This window comes from Vibrio navarrensis, from assembly GCF_015767675.1.
Taxonomy (GTDB): domain Bacteria; phylum Pseudomonadota; class Gammaproteobacteria; order Enterobacterales; family Vibrionaceae; genus Vibrio.
The window spans coordinates 3,504,196-3,524,021 of sequence record NZ_CP065217.1 but is presented as its reverse complement, the minus strand read 5'-3'; the positions used below and the strand labels follow the sequence as shown (position 1 = coordinate 3,524,021).

Here is a 19,826-nt window from a genome sequence, read left to right as displayed (position 1 = left end):
TCGTGGGTAAAATCGTAGCCATTGCCAATCAGAAAGGCGGAGTCGGAAAAACGACTACCTGTGTGAATTTAGCGGCCTCCATGGCTGCCACCAAACGCAAAGTTCTGGTTATCGACCTTGATCCGCAAGGAAACGCTACGATGGCCAGTGGCGTCGACAAGTACATGGTGGATGCCACCGCCTACGAACTGTTGGTGGAAGATACTCCGTTTGATCAGGTGGTCTGTACCACTACCACTGGTAAATATGACCTGATTGCGGCCAACGGTGATGTTACTGCCGCTGAAATAAAACTGATGGAAGTGTTTGCTCGCGAAGTGCGTTTAAAGAACGCCTTAGCCGCAGTTCGTGATAACTATGATTTCATCTTTATTGATTGTCCTCCTTCTTTAAACCTTCTTACAATCAATGCCATGGCTGCGGCGGATTCCGTTTTAGTGCCAATGCAATGTGAATATTTTGCATTAGAAGGTTTAACTGCGCTTATGGATACCATTAGTAAGTTGGCTGCGGTGGTGAATGAGAACCTCAAAATTGAGGGGTTACTGCGTACCATGTACGACCCGCGCAACCGCCTTTCCAATGAAGTATCCGATCAACTGAAAAAGCATTTCGGTAGTAAGGTATATCGCACGGTGATCCCACGTAATGTGCGCCTGGCTGAAGCGCCAAGCCACGGGAAACCGGCAATGTACTACGACAAACACTCAGCAGGCTCAAAAGCGTATCTTGCGCTCGCTGGCGAAATGCTGCGTCGAGAAGAAATCCCAGTTTAACCTTAACCGAAGGAATTCGTCCCCATGACTAAGCGTGGTCTAGGAAAAGGACTGGATGCTCTGCTGTCCACCAGTTCGTTAGCTCGTGAAAAACAACAAATCGCCACCCACAGCCAAAGTTTGTCGGCCGAAGGTGAATTGACCGATATTGCTGTTGGTCACCTGCAACCCGGGATTTACCAGCCACGTAAAGAGATGTCTCCACAAGCGTTGGAGGAACTGGCAGCCTCCATTCAATCGCAAGGCATTATTCAGCCGATTGTGGTGCGTGCGCTCAATGATGGCCATTTCGAAATTATTGCAGGTGAGCGCCGTTGGCGTGCGGCTAAGCAGGCTGGGCTAAAACGCGTGCCTTGTCTGGTGAAAAATGTCGAAGATCGCGCGGCGATCGCCATGGCATTGATAGAGAATATTCAGCGTGAAGATCTCAATGCGATCGAAGAAGCTCAAGCATTAGAACGGCTACAAGATGAGTTTGCACTGACACACCAGCAAGTGGCGGATGTGATTGGTAAATCGCGAACCACGGTGAGTAATCTGCTCCGATTGAATAGCCTTGAGCCTGAAGTGAAACAATTTGTCTCGCAGAAGCTGCTGGAGATGGGCCATGCCAGAGCCTTGTTGGCCTTGGAAGGTGAGCAGCAAGTTGAAGTGGCTCAGCAAGTTGCGAGCAAGCTGTTGACCGTACGCCAGACCGAGCAATTAGTGAAAAAGTGTTTAACACCTAAGGTTGAGCAAGAATTGCCATCAAAGGATGAAGAAACACAACAAATGTCACAAAAATTGAGTCGACTGTTGGGTGCTAAGGTTTCTATTGTGAGATCCATGAACGGCAAAGCAAAATTGACAATTAGTCTTGATGAGCCTCACAAATTAGAGCAACTAATTGCCAAGCTAGAAAGCTAAATGAGATAATTGATTTAGGTCAATTATGCAAAAAATCATTTTTTGTACGAAAGTTGTCGGTTTGTAAACAAAACTGTAAGTTTTTGCTGCGTTTTAATTGCAATCGGTTGGACTCACCGTATAATTTTCGCCAATTTCCCTCACCCCTAAAAAGACAAGGTGATATGGGAGTTACTAGAGGTACGAATACATGGTAGCTGCGTTAGCTAGGCCAGGACGAGAGCTTGCAAAGCAATTGTTATTGATCGAGGCTGGCGCGGTTATTTTGCTGGCAGCAGGGATGGCGGTGGCTGTTAATGCTGAATGGGGGTTTTCATCGCTAATAGGCGGTAGCATTTTTGTTGCGGCTAATGCGGTGTTTTCTGTTTGTGCGTTCCTGTTTGTGGGGGCTAGGGCGGCGAAATACGTTGCCATTTCCTTTTACACAGGTGAAGCGCTGAAGATCCTCATTACAGTAGCGCTATTTTCTGTGGCCTACATGTATATGCAGGTGGAACTTGTTCCCCTGAAACTAACCTATTTGCTGGTTCTCGGTATTAATATCTTTGCGCCAGCGCTATTCATTAACAACAAAAAATAGGATGAGTTATGGCTGCGCCAGGTGAAGCGCTAACAGCTTCCGGTTACATCACTCACCACCTTACCAACCTTTCAACTTACAAGTTGGGGCTGGTGGCGGAAGAGACGAGTTTCTGGAACGTACATATCGATAGTCTGTTTTTTTCGTGGTTTACAGGTCTAATTTTCCTCGGAATTTTTTACTCTGTGGCGCGCAAAACAACAGCCGGTGTACCAGGTAAGCTTCAGTGTGCTGTAGAAATGGTTGTAGAATTTGTCGCCACAAACGTCAAAGACACATTCCATGGACGCAACCCGCTGATTGCACCTCTAGCACTGACTATCTTTTGTTGGGTATTTTTAATGAACTTGATGGACCTTGTGCCTATCGACTTCCTACCATACCCGGCAGAGCATTGGCTCGGTATCCCTTATTTGAAAGTGGTTCCGTCGGCTGATGTGAATATCACCATGGCTATGGCACTAGGCGTTTTTGCTCTGATGATTTACTACAGCATCAAAGTGAAAGGTCTGGGCGGGTTTGCCAAAGAACTGGCTTTGCATCCATTTAACCACTGGACAATGATCCCATTCAACCTACTGATTGAAGTGGTATCGCTACTGGCGAAACCTCTCTCTCTTGGCATGCGTCTGTTTGGTAACATGTTCGCGGGTGAGGTTGTATTCATTCTTTGTGCGGCAATGCTACCATGGTATCTACAATGGATGGGCTCACTACCATGGGCGATCTTCCATATTCTGGTAATCCTGATTCAGTCATTCGTGTTCATGATGTTAACGATTGTTTATATGTCAATGGCCCACGAAGACAGTGATCATTAATTTTGTTTATTCTTATTAGACTTTTAGTTAATCGCTATAATTGGAGATAGTAATGGAAACTGTACTAAGCTTTTCTGCAATCGCAGTAGCAATCATCGTTGGCCTGTGTGCTTTAGGCACTGCGGTAGGCTTCGCTGTTCTAGGTGGTAAATTCCTAGAAGGTGCTGCTCGTCAACCAGAAATGGCGCCTATGCTTCAAGTTAAGATGTTCATCATCGCAGGCCTACTTGATGCGGTTCCAATGATCGGTATCGTAATCGCACTTCTATTCACGTTCGCAAACCCATTCGTAGGTCAACTAGCTGGTTAATCATCGGTTTTGAACGACAAGCGTCAGCTTGTCTTTGATTAACACTAACTCGAATAGAGGGGTAGCTGTTGTGAATATTAACGCAACTCTGCTAGGTCAAGCATTCTCGTTTGCACTCTTTGTGTGGTTCTGTATGAAATACGTATGGCCACCAATCATGCAAGCGATTGAAGAGCGTCAGAAGAAAATTGCTGACGGTCTGCAAGCAGCGGAACGTGCTGCGAAAGACTTGGATCTAGCGCAAGCTAATGCTTCTTCTCAAATGAAAGAAGCAAAGCGCACAGCAACTGAGATCATCGATCAGGCCAACAAACGTAAAGCGCAGATTATTGATGAAGCTCGCGAGGATGCACAGGCTGAACGCCGTAAGATCCTTGCGCAAGCGGAAGCAGAAATCGACGCAGAGCGTAACCGTGCCCGCGATGAACTGCGCAAACAAGTTGCAACTCTGGCTGTCGCTGGTGCAGAGAAAATCCTTGAGCGTTCCATCGATAAAGATGCGCACAAAGATATTCTCGATAACATTACTGCAAAACTTTAAGTTTGGGGGCGCTTATGTCTGATTTGACTACAATCGCACGCCCCTATGCTAAAGCAGCATTCGACTTTGCCGTAGAAAAAGGCCAACTGGACCAATGGGGTCAAATGTTGTCTTTCGCTGCGGAAGTTGCCAAGAACGAACAAATTAGTGAACTGTTAACTGGTTCAATGTCAGCCGAAAAGCTGACGGAGCTATTTGTAGCGATTTGCGGCGAACAAGTGGATGAATATGGTCATAACCTTCTGAAGGTGATGGCTGAGAATGGTCGGTTAAAGGCCCTTCCTGATGTTTGTAAGCAGTTCTTTGCTCTGAAAAAAGAGCATGAGAAAGAGATTGATGTAGACGTGATTTCTGCAACAGAACTTTCTGATGAACAAATTGCAAATATCAGCAGCAAACTTGAGCTGCGTCTTGAACGCAAAGTGAAGCTGAATTGCAGTATAGATGAGGCCCTACTTGGTGGGGTGATTATTCGAGCCGGAGACTTAGTCATCGACAACTCAGCACGTGGTCGTTTGAACCGCCTGAGCGATGCATTGCAGTCTTAATGGGGATTGGAGCATGCAACTTAATTCCACGGAAATCAGCGATCTAATCAAGCAGCGTATTGAATCATTCAACGTTGTTAGTGAAGCTCGTAATGAAGGTACTATCGTATCGGTAAGCGATGGTATTATTCGCATTCACGGCCTAGCGGACGTGATGCAAGGTGAAATGATTGAATTACCGGGTGGCCGTTATGCACTAGCACTTAACCTTGAGCGTGACTCGGTTGGTGCGGTAGTCATGGGCCCCTATGCTGACCTTAAGGAAGGCATGAAAGTAACAGGTACTGGCCGCATTCTTGAAGTGCCAGTGGGTCCTGAACTGCTTGGTCGCGTAGTGAACACACTGGGTGAGCCTATTGACGGTAAAGGTCCAATTGAAGCCAAATTGACTTCTCCTGTTGAAGTGATTGCACCGGGTGTAATCGACCGTCAATCGGTTGATCAACCTGTACAAACTGGTTATAAGTCAGTTGACTCCATGATCCCAATCGGTCGTGGTCAGCGTGAACTTATCATCGGTGACCGTCAAACTGGTAAAACAGCCATGGCGATCGATGCAATCATCAACCAGAAAAACTCTGGTATCTTCTCTATCTACGTCGCGATTGGTCAGAAAGCTTCTACTATCGCTAACGTAGTACGTAAACTGGAAGAGCACGGTGCTCTGAAAAACACCATTGTTGTGGTGGCTTCAGCGTCTGAATCTGCTGCACTGCAATACCTGGCGCCATATGCAGGTTGTGCAATGGGTGAATACTTCCGTGATCGTGGTGAAGATGCGTTGATTGTTTATGATGATCTTTCTAAGCAAGCTGTTGCTTACCGTCAGATCTCTCTACTTCTGAAGCGCCCACCAGGCCGTGAAGCATTCCCAGGTGACGTATTCTATCTCCACTCTCGTCTACTAGAGCGTGCTGCTCGTGTAAACGCAGACTACGTAGAGCGTTTTACTAAGGGTGAAGTGAAAGGTAAGACCGGTTCTCTGACTGCTCTTCCTATCATCGAAACTCAAGCTGGTGACGTTTCTGCATTCGTACCGACTAACGTAATCTCGATTACTGACGGTCAGATCTTCCTGCAAACTGAACTGTTCAACGCGGGTGTCCGCCCAGCGGTTGACCCAGGTATTTCAGTATCTCGTGTAGGTGGTTCTGCTCAGACGAAAATCATCAAGAAGCTATCAGGTGGTATCCGTACCGCGCTAGCGGCTTACCGTGAATTGGCGGCGTTCGCTCAGTTCTCTTCGGATCTTGATGAAGCGACTAAGAGACAGTTGAACCACGGTCAAAAAGTCACTGAACTGATGAAGCAGAAGCAATATGCTCCGATGTCAGTTTTTGACCAAGCGTTAACTATCTTTGCGGCAGAGCGCGGCTATCTAAGTGATGTAGCACTGAATAAAGTGCTGGATTTCGAAGCGGCTCTACTATCGTATGCTCGCGGTCAATACGCTGAACTAGCAGCGCAGATCGACAAGACGGGTGCTTACAACGATGAAATCGAAGCTCAGTTCAAGAAACTGGTTGACGATTTTAAAGCAACCCAAACTTGGTAATAAGTCGGTGGCAGTGGCTGCCACCAACTAATGGAGAGTAACGATGGCCGGCGCAAAAGAGATACGTAGTAAAATCGGTAGTGTTAAAAGCACTCAGAAGATTACGAAAGCGATGGAAATGGTAGCAGCTTCAAAAATGCGTCGTTCTCAAGACGCCATGGAAGCTTCTCGTCCATACGCGGAAACAATGCGTAAAGTGATCGGTCATGTGGCAAACGCGAGTCTAGAATATCGTCATCCGTATCTAGAAGAGCGTGAAGCCAAGCGTGTTGGTTACATCATCGTTTCCACCGACCGCGGTCTGTGTGGCGGCTTGAACATCAACGTGTTCAAAAAATCCCTCACAGACATGCAAGCGTGGAAAGAGAAAGGCGCTGACGTCGAACTGGCTCTGGTTGGTTCGAAAGCAACGGCTTTCTTTAAGAACAGCGGCGCTAAAGTAGCGGCTCAGGTATCTGGTTTGGGCGATAGCCCGAGCCTTGAAGACTTGATCGGCTCAGTCAGTGTCATGTTGAAGAAATATGATGAAGGTGAACTGGACCGTTTGTTTGTGGTATCGAACAAATTCGTTAACACCATGGTTCAGCAACCAACGATCGATCAATTGCTACCTTTGCCTAAATCGAACAGTGAAGAGATGCAGCGTCAGCACTCATGGGACTACATCTATGAGCCTGAACCAAAACCTCTGCTTGATGCCCTGTTGGTGCGTTACGTAGAGTCTCAGGTTTACCAAGGTGTGGTTGAGAACCTTGCTTGTGAGCAAGCGGCTCGAATGATTGCGATGAAGGCTGCAACCGATAACGCGACTAACCTGATTGAAGATTTAGAACTTGTGTACAACAAAGCCCGTCAGGCGGCGATCACACAAGAACTGTCGGAAATCGTTGGTGGTGCAGCGGCGGTTTAAGCTTAGGTTAAACGAAACAGTTTAGAGGATTAACGATGGCTACAGGTAAGATCGTACAGATCATCGGTGCGGTAGTCGACGTAGAGTTCCCACAGAGCGCAGTACCAAGCGTATATGATGCTCTTAACGTTAAGGACTCAAAAGAGCGTCTCGTTCTTGAAGTTCAGCAACAGCTAGGCGGTGGCGTAGTTCGTTGTATCGTGATGGGTAGCTCTGATGGTTTACGTCGTGGAGTAGAAGTGGTAAATACTGGTGCTCCAATTTCAGTACCAGTAGGTACTAAGACCCTAGGTCGTATCATGAACGTACTTGGTGATGCGATTGACGAGCGTGGTGAAATCGGTGCAGAAGAGCTGTACTCAATTCACCGCCCAGCGCCTAGCTACGAAGAGCAGTCAAACGCAACTGAGCTGCTGGAAACGGGCGTTAAAGTAATCGACCTAATCTGTCCATTCGCTAAGGGTGGTAAGATCGGTCTATTCGGTGGTGCAGGTGTAGGTAAGACCGTTAACATGATGGAACTTATCAACAACATCGCACTGCAACACTCAGGTCTGTCTGTATTTGCTGGTGTTGGTGAGCGTACTCGTGAGGGTAACGACTTCTACCACGAAATGCAGGAAGCGGGCGTTGTAAACATCGAGAAACCAGAAGAATCGAAAGTAGCGATGGTTTACGGTCAGATGAACGAGCCACCGGGCAACCGTCTACGCGTTGCACTGACTGGTTTGACAATGGCAGAGCGTTTCCGTGACGAAGGTCGTGACGTTCTACTGTTCGTTGACAACATCTACCGCTACACACTAGCTGGTACAGAAGTATCTGCACTACTAGGTCGTATGCCATCTGCGGTAGGCTACCAGCCAACGCTAGCAGAAGAGATGGGCGTACTGCAGGAGCGTATCACGTCAACCAAACAAGGTTCTATCACCTCTGTACAGGCGGTATATGTACCTGCGGATGACTTGACTGACCCGTCTCCAGCAACCACGTTCGCGCACTTAGATGCAACGGTTGTACTTAACCGTAACATCGCAGCAATGGGTCTGTACCCAGCGATCGACCCACTAGATTCGACGTCTCGTCAGCTAGATCCACTGGTTGTTGGTCAAGACCACTACGACACAGCGCGTGGTGTTCAACAGACACTTCAGCGCTACAAAGAGCTGAAAGACATCATCGCAATCCTAGGTATGGATGAACTGTCTGAATCGGACAAGCAAGTGGTTGCACGTGCTCGTAAGATTGAGCGTTTCTTAACTCAGCCTTACCACGTAGCGGAAGTATTTACAGGTGACCCAGGTGTTTACGTATCTCTAAAAGAGACTCTACGTGGCTTCAAAGGTCTGCTAGCTGGTGAATACGATGACATTCCAGAGCAAGCGTTTATGTACTGCGGTACGATTGACGATGCTATCGAGAATGCGAAGAAGCTATAAGGCTAACTAGGAGGCGATATGGCAGCAATAACCTTTCATCTGGATGTGGTGAGCGCGGAGAAGAAAATCTTCTCTGGTCGTGTTGAAACCTTTCAGGTGACCGGTAGCGAAGGTGAGCTGGGTATTTTCCATGGCCACACACCGCTGCTGACCGCTATCAAGCCTGGTATGGTGCGTATTGTGAAGCAACACGGCCACGAAGAGTTCATTTATGTCTCTGGTGGTATCGTTGAAGTTCAGCCTGGCACGGCAACCGTGCTGGCTGATACAGCGATTCGTGGTGAAGAGCTAGACGCAGCGAAGGCAGAAGAAGCGAAACGTCGTGCTAAAGAGAATATTCTCAGCCAGCATGGCGATATGGACTTCGCACAAGCGGCCAGTGAACTGGCTAAAGCCATTGCTCAGCTTCGTGTAATCGAGCTGACAAAGAAACGTCGTTAATTTTAGCGGTGTTTTAGTAGTGATAAAGGCGGTCATATTGACCGCCTTTTTGCTTATTTTTTATCAGAAATTTTTATCATCAAGTTAACTAATATCAATTAGCTGGGTAAAATAAGCGCCAATATTTTTGTCAACGTCATAGGTTAGAACAATGAAATTTAGTGCGGTAATTCTCGCGGCGGGTAAAGGTACCCGTATGTATTCCAATATGCCCAAGGTATTGCACTCGTTAGCGGGTAAACCGATGGTCAAACATGTGATAGACACTTGCACTGGTCTTGGCGCGCAAAATATTCATTTGGTGTACGGCCATGGCGGCGATCAAATGCAAGCGGCACTGGCTGATGAGTCAGTTAATTGGGTATTACAGGCTGAGCAGCTAGGGACGGGGCATGCGGTCGATCAAGCGTCAGCGCAGTTCCAAGATGACGAAAAAATCTTGGTTCTGTACGGCGATGTACCGCTCATCTCTTCCGAAACGATTGAAAGCTTGTTGGATGCACAGCCCAAAGGCGGTATTGCTCTTTTAACTGTAGTGCTGGATAACCCAACCGGTTATGGCCGTATTGTGCGTAAAAATGGTCCTGTTGTGGCGATCGTTGAGCAGAAAGATGCCAATGAAGAGCAGAAACTGATCAAAGAGATCAACACAGGGGTGATGGTTGCGACAGGAAGTGACTTGAAACGTTGGTTATCAGGACTCAATTGCAACAACGCTCAAGGTGAATACTATCTGACCGATGTGATTGCGGCGGCGCACGACGAAGGCAATGCGGTGGAAGCGGTGCATCCGGTCAATCCGATTGAAGTGGAAGGCGTGAATGACCGCATTCAACTGGCTCGCCTAGAGCGTGCTTTCCAATCCATGCAAGCGAAAAAACTGCTTGAGCAAGGTGTGATGTTGCGTGATCCTGCGCGTTTTGATCTGCGTGGTGAGCTGCAATGCGGTATGGACTGTGAGATCGATGTGAACGTGATCATTGAAGGTAACGTCTCTTTAGGTGATAACGTGGTGATCGGCGCGGGTTGCGTACTGAAAGATTGTGAAATCGACGACAACACCATCATTCGTCCGTACAGTGTGATTGAAGGTGCTACCGTTGGTGAGCAGTGCACCGTGGGTCCGTTTACCCGTCTTCGCCCTGGCGCGGAAATGCGCAATGACTCGCATGTGGGTAACTTCGTTGAAGTAAAAAATGCGCGTATTGGTGAAGGATCGAAAGCGAACCATCTAACCTATCTTGGCGATGCAGAAATTGGCCAGCGTACTAACATTGGCGCGGGAACCATCACCTGTAACTACGATGGCGCGAACAAGTTTAAAACCATCATTGGTAATGACGTGTTTGTTGGCTCAGATAGCCAACTGGTGGCTCCAGTGACGATTGCCGATGGCGCAACCATTGGCGCTGGTACCACGTTAACCAAAGATGTTGCTGAAGGTGAGTTAGTGATTACTCGCGTTAAAGAACGTAAAATTGCTGGCTGGCAGCGTCCTGTAAAGCAGAAATAACAAAAGTATCGCCGCTCAATAGAGCGGCGATTTTCTTGCATTTGCAAAAGGGATTATTCGTCGCTGACTACGCGTGCGTTGTCAGGCGTGGTGAAATGTTTTGACAGTTCACGATTGGATATCACATAACCCACCCATAACCCACCCATACAGAGAATGATCGCGATACCGGTAACCGCTTGCGCTTGGCTGGCAAGCGCTGCAACCAAGGCACTCGACAAGCTACTGACGGTGATTTGCAAGCTGTTTTGCAAACCCGCCGCGGTCGCCGGGCTTTGCTTAGCACTGGCAAGTGCACGGTTGACCACGATAGGATAGAGCGCACCATTGGCCACGGCAATCAAACAGAATGGCGCTAAGATTGGCCAAATAGAGGTTAACTGCCATTGTGATGCGATGAAAATCAGCAGTGCAGCAACGCTAAACAGACCAAGTAGTTGACGCAGTACTTTTTCATCGCCGAATTTGCGCACGCCGACTTTACCTAAGTATCCCCCAACCATAAACGCGATGGTTTGCGGTACAAAGCTCATGCCGATGTCTTTGGCATCATAACCGAGCTGAGCCATGATCTCTGGCATACCGGTGAGGTAAGCAAAGAAAGCCGCAGACGCGGTGGCGAACATCATTACGTTACCTAAGTAGGTTTTTGAGCTGAGCAGATGATTGATATCCGATTTCACGCTGCTTTGCTTTGGCTCATTGGCGACACTCGGTTGAGCCATGGTCGCGGCCACTAAAACTAAGCCCAACAAAGTTAACGCGACAAAAATACTGTGCCAGCCAAAGTTATCGGCTAACACCACACCGAGCTGAGGCGCCAGAGCGGGAGAAAGCGCCACCAGCGGCATAATGGTGGCAAAAATTTGTTGGCTGCTGCTGGAGTAACGTTTGATGACCATCGCTTGCCAGATAACGGCAGGAGCGCACACGCCGATTGCTTGCACAAATCGCAAGCTCAGCAGTTGCCAAACTTGATCGCTAAACGCCAAACCAAATGAGGCAAGCGTAAACAGAGCAAGGCCAGCTGCCAAGGTATTACGGTGACCAAACTTATCAGAGGCAAGGCCCCAAAGCAGTTGGCCGACCGCCATGCCGACCAAAAAGACCGTCAAAGAGAGCGCGATCTGTTCTGGTCCGGTCATAAAGTCGATTTCCATCGCTTTAAACGCGGGGAGATACATGTCGGTGGCGACAAAGCCGAGCATCGAAAGGGCTGCAAGATACACAAGCTGCATTTTTGAAATGTTCATAGTTATTCCATTCAATTTTTTTCACTAGAAAAGTTTTGTGATCAGTTGGCGCCAACCCTGATTTATATGCTCTATTATTCTATTTTTCGCTTTTGAAAAAATAAAACGCTAAAATTCTTGGTTGTTAATCAAATTTTTTGAAAGGTATTCGGGGTGTTTTCTAAACAATCGCTCGAGATGTTAGACGTCGTGGCTCGCCTAGGCAGTTTTACCGCTGCGGCTGAGGTACTGCACAAAGTGCCTTCGGCCATCAGTTATGGTGTTCGCCAAGTGGAGCAAGAGCTGGGGGTGCTGCTGTTTCGCCGTTTACCGAGAAAAGTAGAACTGACCCCTGCAGGTGAGCTGTTCATCGCGGAAGCGCGAATGTTGCTAAGGCAGATGGAAGAGGTGAAATCGCAGACGCGGCGCGCGGCGCAAGGTTGGCAATCCACGCTCAAGTTAACATTGGATAACGTGGTCAAGCTCGACAAGCTCAAGCCTTTAGTTGAGGATTTCTATCGAGAGTTTGATTTTGCGGAGCTGCAAATCAACATGGAAGTGTTCAACGGCTCTTGGGAGGCGATTGCCCAAGGGCGCGCGGATATCGTCATCGGCGCTACCTCGGCCATTCCAGTCGGCGGTGATTTTGAAGTGCGTGATATGGGCCGTCTCGATTGGGCATTTGTCATGTCTCCGGCCCATCCTTGCGTGCGTCAGCAAGTGCTGACAGAAGCGTTTGTCAGTCAGTTTCCCGCGATCTGTTTGGATGATACCTCGAGTGTGTTGCCTAAGCGCCATACTGGCCATTATCCGCAGCAGCGTCGTTTGTTGTTGCCCAACTGGTACAGTGCCATCGAGTGTTTAAAAAATGGCGTTGGGGTGGGGTATATGCCGCGTCATATTGCTATGCCGCTGATTAACGACGGTGTGCTGGTGGAAAAAATACTGCCAGATGATAAGCCACTGAGTCACTGTTGTTTGGTGTGGCGTAAAGATGACAATCACAAGTTGATTCAGTGGATGGTCGATTACTTGGGGAACTCACATCAACTGCATCAAGATTGGTTGCTGAGCGAAACAAAACGCCCTGTATAACAGGGCGTTTTTAACAGCGTTATGAAAGAAAGAAACGGTAGGATGGGTTATCCGTGACATCTTTGCATTGGTAGCCAAGTTCGCGTAAATGGGCCGAAAAGCGGGATAAATCACGCTCATCAAGCTCAAAACCACACAGTACGCGGCCATAATCGGCCCCGTGGTTGCGGTAGTTAAACAGGCTAATGTTCCAGTGTGTGCCCAGCGTGCTGAGGAATTTCAGCAGCGCCCCTGGGTATTCTGGAAATTCAAAGCTGTATAAGCGCTCTTTGAGTGGTTTGGAGGGTTTGCCACCAATCATGTAGCGTACGTGCAGCTTGGCCATTTCATCCTCAGAAAGGTCGACCACTGGGTAGCCACCCTCGCGCAAGTCGCGAATGATGCCATCGAGTTCCTCTTGGCCGTTTTGCAGGCGAACGCCGACAAAAATATTGGCCAGAGAGTCGTCGTTGTAACGGTAATTAAACTCCGTTACCGCACGTCCACCAATCAAATTGCAGAACTCAAAAAACGCCCCTTTGCGCTCTGGAATGGTCACCGCCAGCAAGCCTTCGCGCTTCTCACCCAGCTCACAACGCTCAGAGACATAACGCAAACCGTGGAAGTTGGTGTTGGCCCCTGAAAGCACCGTACCTAGATTGCACCCTTTGAGCTTGTGCTTCTCGGCGTACTTTTTCAGCCCCGCCAGCGCCAAGGCACCGGAAGGCTCGGCGATGGCGCGAGTGTCTTCAAAAATATCTTTGACCGCAGAGCAGATCTCATCACTGGAAACGGTGATGTGATCGTCGATGTAGTGCTGGCATAGACGGAAAGTTTCATCGCCAATGCGTTTGACTGCCACACCATCAGCAAACATGCTGACTTGATCCAGCACCACGGGCTCACCGGCATCCAGCGCGGCTTTGAGGCAAGCGGAATCTTCGGGCTCGACTGCAATGACTTTGATTTCCGGCATCAGTTGCTTGACCAACACTGCCACACCTGCGGCTAAACCGCCGCCCCCAACAGGGACGAAAATGTGGTCGAGGTGGCCGTTTTGCTGCAGCATTTCCATGCCGATGGTGCCTTGCCCGGCAATTACCAAAGGATGATCGAAGGGGGGAACAAAGGTGTAGCCTTTTTCTTGTGAAAGACGTTCTGCTTCGGCTTTGGCTTCATCGAAGTTGCTGCCATGCAGCACCACCTTGCCGCCAAAACCGCGCACCGCGTCGACTTTGATATCCGGCGTGGTACGCGGCATCACAATGGTGGTTTCAATGCCAAGACGGGTACCAGAGAGTGCCATGCCTTGCGCATGGTTGCCCGCTGAGGCGGCAATCACCCCCGCATCCTTCTGCGCTTGCGAAAGATTGGCTACCATGTTGTAAGCACCGCGCAATTTAAACGAGTGCACCGGCTGGCGGTCTTCACGTTTGATCTGCACATTGTTACCAATACGTGCCGATAAACGCGGCATCTCTTGCAGTGGGGTGACGGTCGCCACTTCATACACGGGAGCGCGCAATATATGGCGCAGATAATCTGCGCCAGTGTGTTTGGTTAAGGTCATCGCTTAGTCCTCAAGCTTAGACTTATCTCGTACTGCCCCTTTGTCCGCGCTGGTCGCCATGCTGGCATAGGCTTTGAGAGCAAACGACACTTCGCGCTGACGAGAAACCGGTTTCCAGCCGAGCGCATCTTGCTCAGCGCGCCGCGCCGCCATCTCTTCATCGGAGACTTCAAGAGAAATAGTACGATTTGGAATGTCGATGGCAATCAAGTCGCCCTGTTTGACCAAACCAATCGCGCCGCCGTTGGCCGCTTCTGGTGAGGCGTGGCCGATAGAAAGGCCAGACGTGCCGCCAGAGAAACGTCCGTCAGTCAGTAGCGCACACGCTTTGCCAAGGCCCATCGATTTCAGATAGGTGGTTGGGTAGAGCATCTCTTGCATGCCTGGGCCACCTTTCGGGCCTTCGTAGCGAATCACCACCACATCGCCTGCTTTAACTTTGCCACCCAAGATACCTTCCACCGCGTCTTCTTGGCTTTCAAAAACCACCGCAGGACCTGTGAATTTAAGAATGCTTTCATCCACGCCTGCGGTCTTAACGATACAGCCATCCAGCGCAATGTTGCCTTTGAGGACGGCGAGGCCGCCATCTTGGCTAAAGGCGTTTTCTTTGGTGCGAATACAGCCTTGCGCGCGATCGTCATCCAAGGTATCCCAGCGGCAATCTTGCGAGAACGCTTGAGTGGTGCGAATGCCCGCAGGGCCTGCGCGGTAGAAGCGTTTCACCTCTTCCGAATCGGTGAGCATGATGTCGTATTGGGCAAGCTGCTCTTGCCAAGTCAGGCCAAGTACGGTTTTGGATTGATTGTGCAGCAAACCTGCGCGGTCAAGTTCACCCAAAATACCGACCACGCCACCTGCGCGGTGCACATCTTCCATGTGGTATTTCTGCGTGGATGGCGCAACTTTACACAAGTGAGGCACCATGCGTGACATGCGATCGATGTCGGTCATGTCAAAATCGACTTCGCCTTCTTGGGCGGCTGCCAATAGATGCAGAACCGTGTTGGTGGAACCGCCCATGGCGATGTCTAGCGCCATAGCGTTTTCAAATGCGGCTTTGGTTGCAATGTTGCGTGGCAGTGCGCTTTCGTCATCTTGTTCGTAGTAACGCTTGGTCAGTTCAACGATGCGACGACCAGCACTTAAAAACAGCTCTTTACGGTCAGCATGCGTTGCGAGCAAGGAGCCATTACCTGGCTGAGAAAGGCCCAGCGCTTCGGTGAGGCAGTTCATCGAGTTGGCGGTGAACATGCCTGAGCAGGATCCACAGGTAGGGCAAGCACTGCGCTCGATCTGTTCGCTCTGCTCATCTGAGACTTTAGGATCCGCGCCTTGGATCATGGCATCGACCAGATCCAGCTTGATGATCTGATCCGAAAGCTTGGTTTTACCCGCTTCCATTGGCCCGCCAGAGACAAAGATCACCGGGATATTAAGGCGCATTGAGGCCATCAGCATTCCCGGGGTGATTTTGTCACAGTTGGAGATACACACCATGGCATCAGCACAGTGCGCGTTGACCATATACTCCACCGAGTCGGCAATCAGTTCACGAGAAGGCAGCGAGTAGAGCATGCCGCCGTGACCCATGGCAATACCATCATCCACGGCTATGGTGTTGAATTCTTTGGCGATGCCGCCTGCCGCTTCAATTTCTCTTGCTACCAGTTGGCCAAGGTCTTTTAGGTGTACGTGGCCCGGTACGAACTGGGTGAAGGAGTTGACTACGGCAATAATCGGTTTACCGAAGTCTTCATCTTTTACGCCTGTGGCACGCCAGAGTGCGCGTGCACCGGCCATGTTGCGACCATGAGTGGTGGTGGCTGATCTGTATTTAGGCATTGTCTTGTCTCCCTACTTCTTCTCTGGGTACACGTAATCTAACCAGCCCCACTTATCTTCGGTGGTGCCATTGAATAGACCAAAGTACGCTTCTTGAACCGCTTTGGTGATTGGGCCGCGTTTGCCTGCGCCCACTTGAATTTGATCGACGCTACGCACCGGAACCACTTCTGCGGCCGTACCCGTCATAAACACTTCGTCTGCTAAGTAGAGCGCCTCACGGGCGATGTTGGCCTCACGCACTTCATAACCCATCTCACGCGCGAGCGTCATGATGGAATCGCGAGTGATGCCCGGCAAAATCGCCGCAGTCGCTGGTGGGGTGGTGATGACGCCATTTTTGATCACGAAAATATTTTCGCCCGCCCCTTCTGAAAGGTAACCATCCACGCTTAACGCAATCCCTTCTGCATAGCCATGACGGCGCGCTTCACCACCAACCAGTAGAGAAGAGAGGTAGTTACCGCCCGCTTTCGCTGCGGTCGGAATGGTGTTTGGCGCGGCGCGGTTCCAGCTTGAGACCATGGCATCAACGCCATTTTCCAACGCTTCTTCCCCTAAGTAAGAGCCCCAAGGGAAGGCGGCAATGATCAACTCCATTTCGCTTCCCACTGGTGGGCAAACTCCCAAACCAACGTTGCCGACAAACGCCAGTGGACGAATGTAGGCGTTATCCAGCTTGTTTTGACGTAGCGTTTCACGCGTTGCTTCCATGATCTCTTCCACTGAATAGGGAATTGGGAAGCGGTAAATCTTGGCGGAATCTTTCAGACGCTGTGCATGTTCTTGGTGACGGAAGACAATCGGCCCTTTTGGCGTGTTGTAACAGCGAACCCCTTCAAACACGGAGGTGCCGTAGTGCATGGCGTGAGTCAGAACGTGCACATTCGCTTGTGCCCAGGGAACCATCTTGCCATTAAACCAGATATAATCTGCTGTTTTCGTTGCCATTATTGCCTTCCTTATGCACTTACGTGTTGTTGTAGATTGTTGTTAGGGAGCTCGTCGTTACGAATCTTCATCACCTCAACACTACGAATATCCCACAATTTTTCAATTTGATTGATGAGAAATGAGATAGGACGATCGCTATCTACAATGATCTCGACACTGGCGACCTTGCTCTCATGGTTTTGCGTTGCAGCGACTTGCTTAATCACAAAGCCGCGGTGGCGAATTACACGGAGAACACGCTCTAACAGCACCGGTTTGTCATCGGCTTTGATGTCTAATAAATAACGTTCCATCAGGGGTTCTCCTAGGTGTTTTCCAACATATCACTGTTTGACGCACCTGGCGGTACCAGCGGCCACACATTTTCTTCTTCATCAATCAACACATGCAGTAAGTAAGCGGTCTTGCTTGCCAGCATCTCTTTGAGTGCCGGTTCCACTTCTTCTTTCTTGGTAATGGTTTTACCCGGAATATTGAAGGCCTTGGCTAACATGACGAAATCAGGGTTGTCATCAAGGATGGTTTCACTGTGACGACCATCGAAGAACAGCGATTGCCACTGACGCACCATGCCAAGACGTTGGTTGTTCAACAAGACGATTTTGACTGGGATTTGGCGGCGCTTCAGCGTACCCAACTCTTGGATGTTCATCATGATTGAGCCATCACCAGAGATCAGCACCGATTGTGCATCCGGTCTTGCCACCGCAGCGCCCATCGCCGCTGGCAAGCCAAAACCCATGGTGCCAAGGCCAGCAGAAGTGATGAAATTTTGTGGCTCGCGCGGCTGAATGTGCTGCGCTGCCCACATCTGGTGTTGGCCAACATCGGTGGAGACGATGGTATTGTCTGGCATCAGATCTGAAAGTTGTTTTAGTAGCCCCGGCGCGTAAATAAGCTCGCCCGGATGATCGTAGCGCCACTTAAAACCGCTGCGTAGGCTTTCACAGTGATGAACCCAAGGGGAAATATCACGAGTCAGTTCGAGCTGAGGCAAGATGACATTGATATCGCCGCGTAACGGCGCATTGGCATGACGCAATTTACTGATTTCTGCCGCGTCGATATCGATGTGGATCACTTTGGCGTGAGGAGCGAAGGTCTCCAGTTTGCCCGTCACACGGTCATCAAAACGTGCACCGACGACCAACAAAAGATCCGCTTCTTGCACTACGAGGTTGGCTGCTTTGGTGCCGTGCATGCCAAGCATGCCCAAATAGTGAGGGTCGTGGCGCTCAATGGTGCCAAGGCCTTTTAAGGTACTAACAGCAGGCATTGGGTTAAGGCGCAAAAACTCACGTACCGTGTGGGTCGCTTTGCCAATTTGCACGCCGCCGCCCACATACAGCACTGGGCGAGAGGATTGGTCGAGAAGTGTTTGAGCTCGAGCGACATCAACTTGGCTGACTTTGGGTAATGCAGGAGGCGTAAAAGGAGCAAGCAGTTCAACAGGCGCTTTTGCAAGCTGGACGTCTTTGGCGATATCGACAATCACTGGGCCCGGTCGTCCGGTTTTGGCCACTTCAAAGGCTTCCGCCAAGGTTGGGGCCAGCTCATTGATGTCGGTCACTAAGTAACTGTGCTTAGTACAGGATAGCGACATACCAATCACATCCATCTCTTGGAAAGCGTCGGTGCCGATATGTGAACTGGCGACTTGCCCTGTGATGGCCACCAGCGGCACTGAATCCAGGAAGGCATCCGCCAAACCAGTCACTAGGTTGGTTGCGCCGGGGCCGGATGTGGCCATACACACCGCCACATCTTGCGTGGCTCGCGCCATACCAATCGCTGCCATCGCCGCACCTTGTTCATGTCGGCAAAGAATGTGTTCTACTCCGCCATCGTATAGGGCATCGTAAATTGGCATGATGGCACCACCTGGGTAGCCGAAAACGGTTTTGATGCCCTGCTGTTTTAATGCGGCAACGACTAACTCTGCTCCAGTCATCGTGTGCCCCCTTGGCTACCTTGTGGTTGGTAGCGATTTCCATACTTATTGCACATAGCGTGCGCTCCCATACTTCCCGTCATTTCTGAACTGTAAAATTTGTTGTATTCAGTTTAGAACTTCGCCAACCCATGGCTGTAAAAAAACCCCCGGACTTTTCAGTGCGGGGGTTTTTAAAATCTTGTGGTTATTTTGCGCCCACTCTACCCCGCGCGGTGCTAATCAGGACCACGATAATGAGGATAATTAGAGAGTTAATTTGAGCGGCAAAGTTCATCTGTCTGTCGTTAAATCTGTTATGTAATGTTGTACGAAATTGTTTGCGTCACTAGTGGTAACACACAAAACTGCAGTGTGACAAGCAAAAACTCATTCTTTTTTCACATTCTCCTCTTGGCGCTTCAAGCTATATAACTGGTCTGGCTAAAAAACTTTGCTTTATCGAACCTATAAATTAACGAGGATAAAATGGGACTGGCCATCATTCATAGTCGTGCAAGTGTTGGGGTCGAAGCGCCATTGGTGAGTGTGGAAGTCCATATCAGTAACGGTCTACCTGGATTTACTTTGGTGGGTTTGCCGGAAACCACCGTTAAAGAATCGAAAGATCGAGTGCGCAGCGCGATCGTCAACAGCAATTTTCAGTTTCCCGCCAAACGGATCACAGTATTACGCAAGATTTACAGGAATAGAATTATATATTCTACTATATAGTGTAACCTTAGGAGTCTTCAGGATGGATTTTTTGGTATCTTGCAGGTGCGTTTTTGCAAGTGTAAGTATTGTTCTGGTTGATATATACTATAGCGTTAAAATAAACCAATACTGTATGCATGAACAGTTCTTATGGTTGTTACAAA

General features: G+C 49.4%; 19 protein-coding genes and 1 pseudogene. 14 read left to right on the top strand and 6 right to left on the bottom strand.

Translation table 11 applies throughout. The annotated features are described in order from the left end of the window. Positions 1–2: 2 nt before the first annotated feature. The 12 genes from I3X05_RS16715 (at position 3) to glmU (ending at position 10,340) form a co-directional block, all read left to right on the top strand. On the top strand, positions 3–776 hold the full coding sequence (locus I3X05_RS16715; RefSeq protein WP_039422363.1) for a ParA family protein: 774 nt from the start codon (positions 3–5) through the stop codon (positions 774–776). A 24-nt stretch (positions 777–800) separates the two neighbouring features. Then, on the top strand, positions 801–1,682 hold the full coding sequence (locus tag I3X05_RS16710) for a ParB/RepB/Spo0J family partition protein (RefSeq protein ID WP_045569061.1): 882 nt from the start codon (positions 801–803) through the stop codon (positions 1,680–1,682). A 190-nt stretch (positions 1,683–1,872) separates the two neighbouring features. Continuing rightward, a complete protein-coding gene (locus I3X05_RS16705) occupies positions 1,873–2,262 on the top strand; it encodes a F0F1 ATP synthase subunit I (protein ID WP_039422368.1) in 390 nt (129 codons plus the stop codon). 8 nt (positions 2,263–2,270) lie between these two features. Next, positions 2,271–3,083: a F0F1 ATP synthase subunit A gene (gene atpB, locus I3X05_RS16700; protein ID WP_039440860.1), complete on the top strand. Its 813-nt coding sequence runs from the start codon at positions 2,271–2,273 to the stop codon at positions 3,081–3,083. A gap of 52 nt (positions 3,084–3,135) precedes the next feature. Further along, a complete protein-coding gene (atpE, locus tag I3X05_RS16695; protein ID WP_011079050.1) occupies positions 3,136–3,393 on the top strand; it encodes a F0F1 ATP synthase subunit C in 258 nt (85 codons plus the stop codon). Between the two features lie 70 nt (positions 3,394–3,463). Next, positions 3,464–3,934, top strand: coding sequence for a F0F1 ATP synthase subunit B (gene atpF / locus I3X05_RS16690; protein ID WP_045569060.1), 471 nt, complete (start codon positions 3,464–3,466; stop codon positions 3,932–3,934). 14 nt (positions 3,935–3,948) lie between these two features. Further along, positions 3,949–4,482, top strand: coding sequence for a F0F1 ATP synthase subunit delta (atpH, locus tag I3X05_RS16685; RefSeq protein WP_193167746.1), 534 nt, complete (start codon positions 3,949–3,951; stop codon positions 4,480–4,482). Between the two features lie 13 nt (positions 4,483–4,495). Next, positions 4,496–6,037, top strand: coding sequence for a F0F1 ATP synthase subunit alpha (gene atpA / locus I3X05_RS16680; protein WP_045569058.1), 1,542 nt, complete (start codon positions 4,496–4,498; stop codon positions 6,035–6,037). A 43-nt stretch (positions 6,038–6,080) separates the two neighbouring features. After that, positions 6,081–6,947: a F0F1 ATP synthase subunit gamma gene (atpG, locus tag I3X05_RS16675; RefSeq protein WP_045569057.1), complete on the top strand. Its 867-nt coding sequence runs from the start codon at positions 6,081–6,083 to the stop codon at positions 6,945–6,947. A gap of 35 nt (positions 6,948–6,982) precedes the next feature. Next, positions 6,983–8,386 (top strand): F0F1 ATP synthase subunit beta, encoded by a 1,404-nt coding sequence (atpD, locus tag I3X05_RS16670; protein WP_045569056.1) that lies wholly within the window; start codon positions 6,983–6,985, stop codon positions 8,384–8,386. A gap of 18 nt (positions 8,387–8,404) precedes the next feature. Continuing rightward, a complete protein-coding gene (locus tag I3X05_RS16665) occupies positions 8,405–8,827 on the top strand; it encodes a F0F1 ATP synthase subunit epsilon (RefSeq protein ID WP_045569055.1) in 423 nt (140 codons plus the stop codon). A gap of 151 nt (positions 8,828–8,978) precedes the next feature. Further along, on the top strand, positions 8,979–10,340 hold the full coding sequence (glmU, locus tag I3X05_RS16660) for a bifunctional UDP-N-acetylglucosamine diphosphorylase/glucosamine-1-phosphate N-acetyltransferase GlmU (protein ID WP_045569054.1): 1,362 nt from the start codon (positions 8,979–8,981) through the stop codon (positions 10,338–10,340). 53 nt (positions 10,341–10,393) lie between these two features. On the opposite strand, the gene punC is transcribed toward glmU, so the two are convergent. Then, complete coding sequence (gene punC / locus I3X05_RS16655) at positions 10,394–11,593, bottom strand: purine nucleoside transporter PunC (RefSeq protein WP_193187190.1); 1,200 nt, start codon at positions 11,591–11,593, stop codon at positions 10,394–10,396. Between the two features lie 153 nt (positions 11,594–11,746). On the opposite strand from punC, the gene punR reads away from it, so the two are divergent. Continuing rightward, positions 11,747–12,667 carry a DNA-binding transcriptional activator PunR gene (punR, locus tag I3X05_RS16650; protein ID WP_337970873.1) on the top strand — a complete coding sequence of 307 codons (921 nt, stop codon included), beginning with the start codon at positions 11,747–11,749 and terminating at the stop codon, positions 12,665–12,667. 19 nt (positions 12,668–12,686) lie between these two features. Here the strand turns inward: punR and ilvA are convergent, their stop codons facing one another. From ilvA to ilvG, 5 genes are read right to left on the bottom strand one after another with little or no spacing between them, the layout of a single operon-like run. After that, positions 12,687–14,216: a threonine ammonia-lyase, biosynthetic gene (gene ilvA / locus I3X05_RS16645; protein ID WP_337970872.1), complete on the bottom strand. Its 1,530-nt coding sequence runs from the start codon at positions 14,214–14,216 to the stop codon at positions 12,687–12,689. Between the two features lie 3 nt (positions 14,217–14,219). After that, the gene (ilvD, locus tag I3X05_RS16640) at positions 14,220–16,061 is read right to left on the bottom strand and encodes a dihydroxy-acid dehydratase (protein ID WP_193167742.1); all 1,842 of its coding nucleotides are present in this window, start codon (positions 16,059–16,061) and stop codon (positions 14,220–14,222) included. Positions 16,062–16,073: 12 nt separating this feature from the next. Continuing rightward, positions 16,074–17,012 carry a branched-chain-amino-acid transaminase gene (ilvE, locus tag I3X05_RS16635; RefSeq protein WP_337970871.1) on the bottom strand — a complete coding sequence of 313 codons (939 nt, stop codon included), beginning with the start codon at positions 17,010–17,012 and terminating at the stop codon, positions 16,074–16,076. 11 nt (positions 17,013–17,023) lie between these two features. Continuing rightward, on the bottom strand, positions 17,024–17,308 hold the full coding sequence (gene ilvM / locus I3X05_RS16630) for an acetolactate synthase 2 small subunit (RefSeq protein WP_039422406.1): 285 nt from the start codon (positions 17,306–17,308) through the stop codon (positions 17,024–17,026). Positions 17,309–17,319: 11 nt separating this feature from the next. Beyond that, positions 17,320–18,966, bottom strand: coding sequence for an acetolactate synthase 2 catalytic subunit (ilvG, locus tag I3X05_RS16625; protein WP_337970870.1), 1,647 nt, complete (start codon positions 18,964–18,966; stop codon positions 17,320–17,322). A gap of 468 nt (positions 18,967–19,434) precedes the next feature. On the opposite strand from ilvG, the pseudogene I3X05_RS16620 reads away from it, so the two are divergent. Beyond that, positions 19,435–19,635: pseudogene (locus tag I3X05_RS16620) on the top strand (magnesium chelatase domain-containing protein); the annotation flags it as partial. Between the last annotated feature and the right edge of the window lie 191 nt (positions 19,636–19,826).